A 12004-nucleotide genomic window follows, 5' to 3' on the forward strand; every position below is an offset into this window, starting at 1 on the left:
GCCGCGACGAGATGGGAAGCGCCGAGGCCTTCCGCGGGATCCTGCATCCCGACGAGACAGAGGCCGTCCTGGCCGCCTTCAACCGCGGCATCCTGGAGGGTGTTCCTCAGACCCTCGAGCACCGAATGCGCAACAAGGACGGCCGCTGGTCCACCTGGCGCGCCACCTTCCATTGCGAATCCCGACCACGGGGGGTCTTCGCGCTCAAGGGGATGTCGCAGGACATCACCGAGATGGTCGCCGCCCGCGACGCGGCCGTGGCCGCCGAGCGGCAGATTCGCCAGCTGATCGAGAACGCCCCCTTCGCGGTGGCCATGTTCGACCGCGACCTGCGCTATCTGATGATCAGCAACCGCTGGCGTCAGGCCTTCGGTCTGGGGCATCGCGAACACCTGGGCCGGCGGCTCGACGAGGTCTTTCCCGACGTACCGCGCAAGTTTCTGGCCGCCCAGCGCCGGGTTCTCGAGGGAGAGGTGGTGTCGAGCAAGGAAGACCGCTTCACCGACAGCCAGGGTAACCGCCACTGGGTGCGCTGGGAGGTTCGACCCTGGCTGGACGCCTCCGGCGAGATCGGCGGCATGCTGGCCTATGTGGACGACATCTCTGCGGTGGCCAGCGCGCGGCGCGCGGCCCAGACCAATGCGCGGCGCCTGAAGGTGGCGCTCAGCGCCGCCGACGCCGGGGTCTATGAGATCGACCACGTCAACAAGACCTTCTGGGCCAGCCCGGAATTCAAGAAGCTGATCGGCCGCTCCTCACGCAGTTATAGAGACGCGCTCAAGCTCAACTTCCCCAAGTTCCACGCCGACGACATGGCCGGCGTGCGCCAGGCCTTCCTCGACATCAACGGCGAGACGCGGAAATCCGGCGAGGCCTTCGAGGCCCGCATCATGACGCCCTCCGGCGAGGCTCGCTGGATGCGGGTCTTCCACCACCTCAAGCGCGACTCCAAGGGCCGCTGGCTCAAGGGCGTCGGCCTGGTGCACGACTTCGACCAGCGCAAACGCCAGGAGCTGGCCCTCATTGACGCCCAGGAGGCCGCCCAGGCCGGCGCCGAGGCCAAGGCCGCCTTCCTGGCCAATATGAGCCACGAGATCCGCACGCCGATGAACGGAGTGATGGGCGTCCTGCACCTGCTGAAGACCGAGAACCTCAGCCAGGACGGACGGGCGATGCTGGAGGAGGCGCTGTCCTGCGGCCAGATGCTGGCCGAGCTGCTCAACGACGTCATCGACTTCTCCAAGATCGAGGCCGGCGCCCTGGCCCTGGCCGAAGAGTCCGTCGATCCCGCCGCCCTGATCCAGGGGGTCGTCCGCCTGTTGCGGCCCCAGGCCGAGGCCAAGGGGTTGGAGCTGAAGCTCGAGGGTCTGGCCGATCTCGGCTGGGTCCGCACCGACCCGGTTCGCCTGCGCCAGGCGCTGTTCAACCTGGTGGGCAATGCGGTGAAGTTCACCCTGGAGGGGTCGATCACCATACGCGCGGCCCTGCACAACACCGGCGCCGGCCGGGTGCTGCGCTTCGAGATCGCCGACACCGGTGTCGGTATTCCCGCCGACGCCCAGGGCCGCATCTTCCAGCGCTTCGACCAGGGCGACGCGTCCACCACCCGCAAGTTCGGCGGCTCGGGCCTGGGCCTGGCCATCACCCAGAAGCTGGCGGAGATGATGGGCGGCGCGGTGGGCTTCACCTCGGTAGAGCACCAGGGCTCGGTCTTCTGGCTTGAGGTTTCCGCCCCCAACGCCGAGCCGATCGTGGCCATGGCCGACACCGGCGAACCGGTGCTGGAGGGCCTGCGCATCCTGGTGGTGGAAGACAATTCCACCAACCGCATGATCGCCACCAAGCTGCTGGAAAACCTGGGCGCCAGCGTCGAGACCGCCGCGGACGGCCTGCTGGGTGTCGAGGCCGCGGCCGGCGGGGACTTCGACCTGATCCTGATGGACGTCCAGATGCCCGGCATCGACGGCCTTGAAGCCTGCCGCCGCATCCGCGCCCTGGGCGGTCCGGTGGCCCAGACCCCCATCGTAGCCCTGACCGCCAACGTCCTGTCCCATCAGCACCAGTCCTACCTGGAAGCCGGCATGGACGGCGTCGTGGGCAAGCCGATCTCGCCGGCGGCCCTGCTGACCGAGATCGCCCGGCTGAGCGCGCCCGCCGAATTCGCCGAAGAGGCGGTGGCCTAACTAAGATCCGCTCATCCCGGCGCAGGCCGGGACCCAGGCTCACCTCCCGCGCCTAGGATCTGATCCACCAGTCGGACTTGCGGTTCCGCCTCGGCCCATGGTGGGCTTCACCTGGATCACGGCCTTCGCCGGACGAGCGGGGGAGGGGCATGTTCTCACCGACATCCTCGCCAGCCCTCAGCGAACGGCTTCCAACGCCGCACAAGCCAATGCTAGACCTTGGCCACCAAGAGCTCGGGGGAGAGACGTATGGCGGCAGTTGAAGAGGCCAAGGCGCCGAAGGAAGCTTCGTTGCGCACCGTGGTGGGCGCCTCAGCCGCCGGGACCACCTTCGAGTGGTACGACTTCTTCGTCTTCGGCAGCCTGACCCAGGTCATCTCCAAGACCTTCTTCTCAGGGCTGCCCGAGACCGCCGGCTATATCGCCGCGCTCGCCCTGTTCGGCGCGGGGTTCGCCTTCCGGCCGCTCGGCGCCCTGGTGTTCGGCCGCATCGGCGACCGGGTGGGACGCAAGGGCGCCTTCCTCTTCACCGTGGTGCTGATGGGCGGCGCCACCGTAGCCATCGGTCTCCTGCCCACCTACGCCCAGGTCGGGATCATCGCGCCGGCCCTGCTGGTGCTGATGCGCATCCTGCAAGGCTTCGCGCTGGGCGGAGAGTACGGCGGAGCGGCCATCTATGTGGCCGAGCACGCGCCCCCCGGCGCGCGGGGCCGGTCCACCAGCTGGGTGCAGACCTCCGCCGCCTTCGGCCTGTTCGGCGCCCTGCTGGTGATCCTGGCGACCCGGGTGGTGGTGGGCCGCTACTTCGGGCCCGAAGCCTTCGACGCCTGGGGCTGGCGCATTCCGTTCCTGTTCTCGGCGGGCCTGCTGGTCATCTCGATCTTCATGCGCCTGAAGCTCTCCGAGAGCCCGGCCTTCGCCAAGATGAAAGAGGAAGGCGAGATCGCCAAGGCGCCCTTCACCGAGGCCTTCGGCACCTGGAAGAACCTGAAGATCGTCCTCCTGGCCCTGGTGGCCATCATGTTCGCCCAGGGCGCCGTCTGGTACACGGCCTTCTTCTACACCCAGACCTTCCTGGACAAGTTCCTCAAGGTCCCGGCCGAAACCATCAACATGCTGATGATGGCCGCCACCGCGGTCAGCGCCATATTCTACGTCCTCTTTGGTTGGCTGTCGGACAAGGTGGGCCGCAAGACGGTGATGCTGTTTGGCATGACCCTGATGCTGGCCGCCTACTTCCCCGGCTTCCACATGCTGGCCAAGACCGCCAACCCGGCCCTCGCCGAGGCCGAGGCCCGCACCCCCATCGTGGTGGTGGCCGACCCGGCCGAGTGTTCGCTGCAGTTCGATCCCGTCGGCAAGGCCGCCTTCACCTCCTCCTGCGATATCGCCAAGGGCACGCTGGCGAATGCGGGCGTTTCCTACAAGAACCAGGAGGGCGCGCCCGGCGCCAAGGCTCAGGTGAAGATCGGCGAGACCTTCATCGAGTCAGGCTCCATCGCCGGCCTTTCCAAGGACGCCGCCAAGGCCGCGAAAGCCGATATCGAGGGCCGCATCAAGGGCGGGCTGAAGGCCGCCGGCTATCCCGAGAAGGCTGATCCGGCGCGGATGAACCTGCCCGGCGTATTCGGCGTGCTGATGGTGTTCGTGATCGCCGCCACGTCCCTGTTCGGCCCTATCGCCGCCTGCCTGGTGGAGCTGTTCCCCACCCGCATCCGCTACACCGCCATGTCCCTGCCCTACCATATCGGCACCGGCTGGGTCGGCGGCTTCGTGCCCTTCACCGCCTTCGCCATCGTCGCGGCGGTGGGGGACATCTATTCCGGCCTCTGGTACCCCTTCGCCTTCACGGCGATCTCGGTGGTCACCTGCCTGCTGTTCCTGCCGGAGACCAACAAGCGGTCCCTGCACGACTAGCGCCCGTCAGGCGGTCAGCGTGCTGACCGCCTGATCGAAGGCCTGCGTCTTCATTCCCGCCAGGGCCTGGGCCAGCCGCGCCCGGCCGTAGGCGACCTGGCCGTCCCAGCCCTCCAGGACGAAGGTTCCGGCGCCGATGCCCTGGTGGATCTCCGCCAGCGACGGCCGGTCCAGGCCGCCGGACGCCCGTTCGCCTGGACGCAGCCGCGCCACGGCGGTCAGCATGATCAGGCCATAGAACAGGTGGTTCACCTGCCGCATCACCAGATGCCGCGCCCGCTGCCGAGGGTCCGGCGCCTGGCCGAAATAGGTCGCCAGCAGCAGGTCTTCCTCGCCCGCGTCATGGGTGATGAAGTTGGCCAGGGTCGCCAGGTCCACGTGGCGGTCGGCGAGGAAGGCGCTCTCCCAGTCGATGAACCACAGCCGGCGCCCGTCATAGAGGATGTTGCGCGGGTTCAGGTCGTTGTGGCTGGAGACCAGGTCGGCGGGATCGGTGCGATAGGCCGCGCGAACCCGGCCGTATCGCTCCAGCAGCTCCGCAGTCGCCGCCTCGGCCAGCAGGCCGGTGGCCAGGAACCCCGACCAGACCGCGTCCATGCCCTCCATGTAGTCGACGAGGGGCGGGAAGGCCTGTGTATGGTGGAGAGCGCGGACGCCTTGGGCGGCCTCGACAATCAGGTCGTTGCGGGTCCCGGCGTAGTCGGCGGCCCAGGACTGCTCCGAGATGAACTCCATGATCGCCACGCCGTCGGTGGCGTCGGCATAGCGGACGCGGGGCGCCAGACAGGCCTGGGCGGCGATGGCCATGCACGGATGCCAGCGATGGGGGTCCTTGAAGCCGTCGCGCTGGGTCTCGACCCGCAGCAGATAGGCGACGCCCCCGACACGGATCCGATAGGTCAGGGCGCCGGAGAGACCGCCAGCGACGGTGACGACGCTGTCCATCTCCGTCGTGCCGAACGCCGCCGTCAGGGCGCGGTCGACGGCGGGACGATAAACTTGCGGCAGGGACATGGGACGGCTCCGGTGAAGCGCCATCTTTTACCCGGATATAATATCCAGTCAATATTACCCGGACAAAAACCTAGGGTGCGCCTCGGGACGTCCGGGTGGCCAGCCGCCCCACCAGGTCAGAGACCAAGACCGCTCCGATGGCGATGGCGGCGGCCACCAGGCACAGCATGCCGGCGCGGGCCTCGTCGCCCGGCGACTGGGTGGCGCCATAGATGGCGGCGGGCAGGGTCAGGGTCTCCCCCGGAATGGCCGCCACGAAGGTGATGGTTGCCCCGAATTCCCCCAGTGCCTTGGCGAACCCCAGGATCGCGCCCGCCGCCACACCGGGCAGGGCCAGCGGCAGGGTTATTCGGAAGAACCGCACCAGGGGTGGGGCGCCCAGGGTCCGGGCCACCTCATCGACCTCCTTGTCCAGCGCCTCGATGGCCAGCCGCATGGGCCTCACCATCAGCGGGAAGGCCATGATCCCCGCCGCCAGGGCCGCGCCCGTCCAGTCGAAGGCGAAGACAACGCCCGCCTTCTCCAGGGCTTCTCCGATCGGACCGCGCCGCCCGAACAGCAGCAACAGGCCATAGCCGGTCGCTACTGGCGGCAGGACCAGCGGCAGGGTCACCAGGACATCCAGCAGCACCCGCAGCCCGAACTTGCCGCGCGCCTGGGCCAGGGCCGTGGCGAGCGCCAGGGGCAGGCCGAAGGCGGTGGCGGCGAGCGCCACCTTCAGGGAGAGCGAGATCGCCGCCCAATCGTCAGGGGTCAGGGCCGTCACGTCGCCGACGCCAGGACCTCGACCGTCACACCGGCGGCGGCCAGGGTCCGGACTTCCTCTTCAGGCGGCGCCTGAACCACCACCCGCACCACGCGGCGGCCGGACTGGGCCAGCTCGATCATCGCCTGGGGCGTGGCCTCGACGGTCGTCATGCGTTCAGCGTCCCGTCGCGCCATCACCAGGATGTCGGGGTCGGCGGCGTCGTCGGCGGCGATGACGTCGGCGGCGGCCAGGGCTCGGCTGGCGCGCAGGGTCAGCAGGTCGGCGGGGCCGCGTCCGGCGACGAACTGCACCTTGCCGGCCGCCTTGGGGCCCTTGGCGATGGCGTCGCGGAACAGGCTCTGGGCCTTCTCCATGTCACCGCCCTGGGCGGCTTGCGCCACCGCGCCCGACAGGGTCTCGCGCAGGAAGGCCCGCCGGGCGTGCAGCTCGGGAAACTTGGCGCGGACGTCATCCTGGAATTTTCGGAACAGGGCCGCGACCCGGCCCGTACCCTCCGGCACCCGCTGCTCGATGTCGTTGCGCAGCATGGTCGCCAGCATGGGCGACGCGCCGCCCGTGCCGATGGCCGCCACCACCTCGCCTCGGTCGATGACGGCGGGCGTGGTGAAATCGCAGAGCTCGGGTCGGTCGGCGACATTGACCAGGGCGCGCGCCGCCCGCGCCGCGGCGGCGGCGCCCTTGGCGAAGGCCTCGTCCTCGCCGTCGATGAAGACAAGCAGGGCGCCGGAATAGCTGCCGGTCAGGAAGGCGTCGGCTCCCTCCACCCGCACCAGGGTCGCCGGCGACGAGGCCAGCAACCGCAGCTTGTTCTCCGCGGCCTCGCCCGACCCCGCCACAACGATCTTGCGGCCGGCCAGCGGGAAGTAGGCGGGGAAGGCGTCCACCTAGCCGGTTCTGCAGTTCCGGTAGGGACCGGCCGGGGCGCCGTCCAGATCGGCCGATGCGCCCTTGGTGGTCAGGGTTACGTTGCCGGCGGCGAAGACAGGATCGCCCTTTTTCGTCTTCACCTGCCGCAGCGTCGTGGTCTGACCTCCGGCGGTCACCCGTACAATGCGCCCATCCAGGGCGTAGGCCGCCACGAAACGCTTCCCGGCCCCGCAGGCATAGGTCATGGGCGCGTCGGTGGCGTCTTCAGGGGCGACGGTGGCGCAGCCGGCCACGGCCAGTCCAGCCGCGAGCGCGATCCACGGCGCTGTTCTCATTTCAGCCCCTTCAGATAGGCGACCACCGCGGCGCGGTCGGCGGGCGCGGCGAGGCCCGTGGGCATTCGCGTGCCTGGCGCGAACTTGGTGGGGGCGGCGAGATAAGCATCCAGGTTGGCGTCGGTCCAGACGGCCGGAGCCTTGGCCGTCAGGCCCGCCGAGTACCGGTAGTCGGCCAGGCTTGCGATCTTGCGGCCCGCCACCCCGGCCAGGCTGGGGCCCATCGGCGTGCTCTTGGCGCCGTGGCAGGTCTTGCACTGAAGCTGAAATGTCTTGGCCCCGTCGGCGGCCAGGGCAGGCGAAACCGTCAGCAGGCCGGTGACGGCGAGAACGGCGAGAAGACGGCGTGTCATGAAACCTCCGGAGAGCTTGTCGCCCTACCTAGCGCGTCGCGGGCGGCCCCGCCACGACGGCGACATTTACCGCAGTGACTAAACGACGTTAAGATGCAGGTTGAATCTCATTCGGGGAGGGACAGGCCCATGGCCATGACACTGGACGTGAACGGCAAGCCGTTGGCGGTGAAGGCGACGCCTGACACGCCCCTGCTGTGGGTGCTGCGCGATGAACTTGGCCTCATCGGCTCCAAGTTCGGCTGTGGGGTGGCCCAATGCGGCGCCTGCACGGTGCTGGCCGACGGCCAGCCGATCCGCTCCTGCGTCATGCCCATCGAAGGCCTGGCGGGCATGAAGATCACCACCATCGAAAGCCTGGGCGGGAACAGCCCCCTTCAGCAGGCCTGGGTGAAGCACGACGTGCCGCAGTGCGGCTACTGCCAATCGGGTCAGATCATGAGCGCCACGGCCCTGCTGGCCGCCAAGCCCAACCCCACCGACGCCGACATCGACGCCGCCATGGATGGCAACATCTGCCGCTGCGGCACCTATCAGCGGATCCGCGCGGCCATCAAGGACGCTGCGGGCATGGCGGCAGCGGCCCCAGTCCCCGTCACCCCCGTCGCGGCGCCCGCCGCCCCGGCCAAGATCTAGGAGCGGACATGAACAAGATCCTCTCCCCCCGCGAAACCCAAGGCGCCACCCGGCGCGACCTGGTGGTCGGCGCGACCCTGGTGGGCGGCGCCCTGCTGGTGGGCTGCTCCCCCGGCGACCTGCTCAGCGTCGGCGCCAAGGACGACTTCGGCGCCTTCGGGCCCTTCATCAAGATCGGCGCCGACGGCGCGGTGACGGTGATCTCCAAGCACATCGAATTCGGCCAGGGCAACCATGCGGGCTTGGCGGCCATCGTCGCCGAGGAGCTGGACGCCGACTGGACCAAGGTGATCGTCGAGCAGGCGCCCGCCATCGCCAAGGTCTACGCCAACACCGGCATGGGCGTGCAGGGCACCGGCGGCTCGTCGGCCATCTCCAACTCCTGGACCCAGTTGCGTCAGGCCGGCGCAGGCGCCAAGGCGATGTTCGTCGAGGCCGCCGCCAACAAATGGAACGCCCCTGTCGGCGAGATCACCGTCAAGGACAGCGTCGTCAGCCACGCCAAGAACGGCAGGTCGGCGACCTTCGCCCAGCTGCTGCCCGAGGCCGGGAAGATCGCGCCGCCTAAGGCCCCGGTGCTGAAGGATCCCAAGACCTTCACCCTGATCGGGACCGACCGGGTGCGTCGCAAGGACTCCCAGGCCAAGAGCGACGGCACCGCCCGCTTCACCCAGGACGTCCAGCTTCCTGACATGCTGGTCGCCATGGTCGCCCACGCCCCCCGCTACGGCGCCAAGGTGGGCAGCTTCGACGCCACTGAGGCCAAGAGGGTCGCAGGCGTGGTGGAGGTCTACCAGATCCCCACCGGCGTCGCCGTGGTGGCGCAGAACACCTGGGCCGCCCGCAAGGGCCGCGAGGCCCTGAAGGTGACCTGGGACGAGGCCGGCGCCGAGAAGGCCAGCTCCGAGACCATGGCCGCGAACTACCGCCAGTGGGCCGCGGGCAAGGGGACGCTGCCGGAAAAGACCGAGTGGCAGGCCTTCGAGACCAAGGGCGACGCCGCCAAGAAGGTCAACGGGACCATCTTCGAGACCACCTACGACTTCCCGTTCCTGTCCCACGCGGCCATGGAGCCAATGAACTGCGTGGCCCAGGTTGGGGCCGGCAAGGCCAAGCTGACCTTCGGCTCGCAAATCCCCACGGTGGACCAGCTCAACACCGCCAAGATCGTCGGCATGCTGCCCGGCGCCGTGGAGATCGAAACCCTGTTCGCCGGGGGCTCCTTCGGCCGCCGCGCCAATTTCCAGTCGGACTATGTCGCCGAGTGCGTCGAGATCGCCAAGAAGGTGGGCAAGATGCGGCCGGTGAAACTGGTCTGGACCCGCGAGGACGACATGGCGGCGGGCTACTTCCGCCCGCTCACCCACCACGCCGTGAAGATCACCGTCGACAAGGAAGGCTACCCGGTCTCCTGGCGCCACCGCGTGGTCACCCAGACCCTGATGAAGGGTTCACCCATGCCCACCAAGGGCGTCGACGAGACCACTGTCGAGGGGACCAAGGGCTCGCCCTATCTGAAGGCCACCCCGGTGGTGGACGCCCAGGTGCTGATGCCCGACGTCAACATCCCTGTCCTGTGGTGGCGCGCGGTGGGGGCCACCCACACCGCCTTCGTCATGGAGCACACCATCGACCAGCTGGCCCGCAAGGCCGGCAAGGATCCGGTGGCCTATCGCCGGACCCTCTATGAAAAGGCCGGCGCGACCCGTCACCTGGCGGTGCTGAACCTCGTCGCCGAGAAGGCCGGTTGGGACAAGCCGGCCAGCGCCGGCTGGTCGCGCGGCGTCGCGGTGCACGAGAGCTTCGGCACCGTGGTGGCCCAGGTGGCCGAGGTTCAGCTGGTGGACGGCCAGCCCAAGGTCGGCCGGGTGGTCACCGCCGTGGACTGCGGCACGGCCATCTCGCCCGACCAGGTCGCCGCCCAGATGGAAGGCGGCATCTGCTACGGCCTGTCGGCGGCCCTCTACGGCAAGGTCACCCTGAAGGACGGGGTGGTGGAACAGACCAACTTCGACACCTACCGGGTGCTGCGCAACTCCGAGGCCCCGACGGTGGAGACCCACATCCTCCCCTCCGGAAACGCCCCCTCGGGCGTCGGCGAACCCGGCACCCCGGTGATCGCGCCCGCCGTCGCCAACGCCCTCCTGGCCCTGAACGGCCAGGCGACGACGAGCCTGCCCTTCGTGAAGGGCTAAGGCTCTAGATCGGCCGGCTTGTCCACGTCGAACAACACCCCGTCGTCAGGGGCCTCGATCAGGACCAGCCGGTCGCCCAGGCCCTGGAGCACCGCCCGCGCGCCGGCGTCGCCCGTCAGCGTCAGCAGCTGCGGAATCAGGGCCGCACCGATCAGCGCCGGATGGCCGCGCTTGCCGCCGAAGGTCGCGGCGGCGGCCGGGGCGCCGTCGCGCACGGCCTGGGCCAGCGGCTCCAGCACCGAGACCGGGATGCGCGGCATGTCGCCGAGGAAGACGTAGACCCCCTCCGTATCGGCAGGCAGGGCCGCGGCGGCGTGGCGCAGGGAGGCGCCCATGCCCTCGGCGTGGTCCGCGGCGTGGACAATCTTCAGGCGCTCATGCTGACCGGCCTGCTGGGCATAGGCCATGACCGCCGCGCCAACCCGGCTGGGGTCGGAGCCCGTCACCACGGTCACGGTCCGCACCGGCGCCGCGAAGGCCGCGCGCAGGGCACCCTCCAGCAAGACGCCATCGCCATAGGAGGCCAGCAGTTTGCCGCCGCCGAACCGCGTCCCGGCGCCGGCCGCGAGCACGATCGCTTCAAATCCGCCTACCCCTGTCACGCGCCGTGGTTCCCCTCTATGTTAGGCCTCCTATGACGCCCTATGACGACGCCCCCTCGCAAGCGCCTTTGCGCCCGGCCCTGATCGACGGGTTCGGCCGGACCGTGACCTATCTGAGGGTCTCGGTCACCGACCGCTGCGATCTGCGCTGCGTCTATTGCATGGCCGAGCACATGACCTTCCTGCCCAAGGCGCAGGTCCTGACCCTGGAAGAACTCGACCGGATTTCCTCGGGCTTCATTCAGTTGGGGGTCCGCAAGCTGCGCATCACCGGCGGCGAGCCCCTGGTGCGCAAGGGCGTGATGGGCCTGATCGAGAACCTGTCGCGCCACCTCAAGTCCGGCGCCCTGGACGAGCTGACCCTCACCACCAATGGCACCCGGCTGACCGAGTTCGCAGGCGACCTGGCGAAGTTCGGCGTGCGCCGCATCAACGTCTCCATGGACACCCTGAAGCCTGACCTGTTCCGCACGCTCACCCGCGGCGGAAACCTCGCCAAGGTCATCGCCGGGATCGATGCGGCCCTGGCGGCCGGCATCGCGGTGAAGGTCAACGCCGTGGCGCTCAAGGACGACAACGCCGGTGAACTCCCCGACCTGATCGCCTGGGCCCACGCCCGGGGCTGCGACATGACCCTGATCGAGGCCATGCCGTTGGGCGAGATCGAGATCGACCGCACCGACCAGTTCCTGTCGCTGAAGGACGTGCGCCGCGAGCTGGAAAGCTTCTGGACCCTCACCGACAGCGACCACGTCACCGGCGGCCCGGCCCGCTACGTGACCGTCGAGGAGACCGGCGGCCGGCTGGGCTTCATCACCCCGCTCAGCCACAATTTTTGCGAGGCCTGCAACCGCGTGCGCCTGACCTGCACCGGCACCCTGCACACCTGCCTGGGCCGCGAGGACGCCAGCGACCTGCGCGCCGTGATCCGCGCGGGCGCCGACGAGGCCGGCCTGGAGGACGCCATTCGCCTGGCCGTGGACGCCAAGCCCCAGGGCCATGACTTCCAGATCGTCCGGTCCTCGGCTCCCGCCGTCGCCCGGCACATGTCCACCACGGGGGGCTAGGTTGGCCAAGGTCCTGCTGTTCGGGCGCCTGAGCGATATCGCCGGCTGGCGCGAGCGGACCCTCGA

At 69.2% G+C, this 12004-nt stretch carries 11 protein-coding genes; 5 read left to right on the plus strand and 6 right to left on the minus strand.

The genetic code is table 11. The features are described from left to right. Positions 1-2183 (plus strand): ATP-binding protein (locus tag RMO97_RS09135; RefSeq protein ID WP_310540508.1); only part of this gene is annotated, 2183 nt, incomplete at its 5' end. A 249-nt stretch (positions 2184-2432) separates the two neighbouring features. Further along, positions 2433-4100 (plus strand): MFS transporter, encoded by a 1668-nt coding sequence (locus tag RMO97_RS09140; protein WP_310540509.1) that lies wholly within the window; start codon positions 2433-2435, stop codon positions 4098-4100. 6 nt (positions 4101-4106) lie between these two features. Here RMO97_RS09140 and RMO97_RS09145 read toward each other — a convergent pair whose 3' ends face one another. The 5 genes from RMO97_RS09145 to RMO97_RS09165 all read right to left on the minus strand — a co-directional run bounded on the left by RMO97_RS09145 (position 4107) and on the right by RMO97_RS09165 (position 7438). Further along, entirely contained in the window at positions 4107-5114 is a 1008-nt protein-coding gene (locus tag RMO97_RS09145; protein ID WP_310540511.1) for a phosphotransferase, read from the minus strand. A gap of 70 nt (positions 5115-5184) precedes the next feature. Then, positions 5185-5880 carry a molybdate ABC transporter permease subunit gene (gene modB / locus RMO97_RS09150; protein WP_310540513.1) on the minus strand — a complete coding sequence of 232 codons (696 nt, stop codon included), beginning with the start codon at positions 5878-5880 and terminating at the stop codon, positions 5185-5187. Next, on the minus strand, positions 5877-6767 hold the full coding sequence (locus RMO97_RS09155; protein WP_310540514.1) for a bifunctional precorrin-2 dehydrogenase/sirohydrochlorin ferrochelatase: 891 nt from the start codon (positions 6765-6767) through the stop codon (positions 5877-5879). The genes modB and RMO97_RS09155 overlap by 4 nt, the downstream gene beginning before the upstream one ends. After that, the gene (locus RMO97_RS09160) at positions 6768-7085 is read right to left on the minus strand and encodes an MliC family protein (RefSeq protein WP_310540516.1); all 318 of its coding nucleotides are present in this window, start codon (positions 7083-7085) and stop codon (positions 6768-6770) included. Next, entirely contained in the window at positions 7082-7438 is a 357-nt protein-coding gene (locus tag RMO97_RS09165) for a c-type cytochrome (protein ID WP_310540518.1), read from the minus strand. The genes RMO97_RS09160 and RMO97_RS09165 overlap by 4 nt, the downstream gene beginning before the upstream one ends. 129 nt (positions 7439-7567) lie before the next feature. On the opposite strand from RMO97_RS09165, the gene RMO97_RS09170 reads away from it, so the two are divergent. Together RMO97_RS09170 and RMO97_RS09175 are read left to right on the plus strand one after the other, a co-directional pair. Continuing rightward, complete coding sequence (locus RMO97_RS09170; RefSeq protein WP_310540520.1) at positions 7568-8074, plus strand: 2Fe-2S iron-sulfur cluster-binding protein; 507 nt, start codon at positions 7568-7570, stop codon at positions 8072-8074. A gap of 8 nt (positions 8075-8082) precedes the next feature. Next, positions 8083-10269 (plus strand): xanthine dehydrogenase family protein molybdopterin-binding subunit, encoded by a 2187-nt coding sequence (locus RMO97_RS09175; protein ID WP_310540521.1) that lies wholly within the window; start codon positions 8083-8085, stop codon positions 10267-10269. Here RMO97_RS09175 and RMO97_RS09180 read toward each other — a convergent pair. Continuing rightward, on the minus strand, positions 10266-10841 hold the full coding sequence (locus RMO97_RS09180) for a nucleotidyltransferase family protein (RefSeq protein WP_310540523.1): 576 nt from the start codon (positions 10839-10841) through the stop codon (positions 10266-10268). The genes RMO97_RS09175 and RMO97_RS09180 overlap by 4 nt on opposite strands. A 62-nt stretch (positions 10842-10903) precedes the next feature. On the opposite strand from RMO97_RS09180, the gene moaA reads away from it, so the two are divergent. Further along, on the plus strand, positions 10904-11938 hold the full coding sequence (moaA, locus tag RMO97_RS09185; RefSeq protein ID WP_310540525.1) for a GTP 3',8-cyclase MoaA: 1035 nt from the start codon (positions 10904-10906) through the stop codon (positions 11936-11938). Positions 11939-12004 lie beyond the last annotated feature (66 nt).

This window comes from Phenylobacterium sp., assembly GCF_031425575.1.
Taxonomy (GTDB): domain Bacteria; phylum Pseudomonadota; class Alphaproteobacteria; order Caulobacterales; family Caulobacteraceae; genus Phenylobacterium.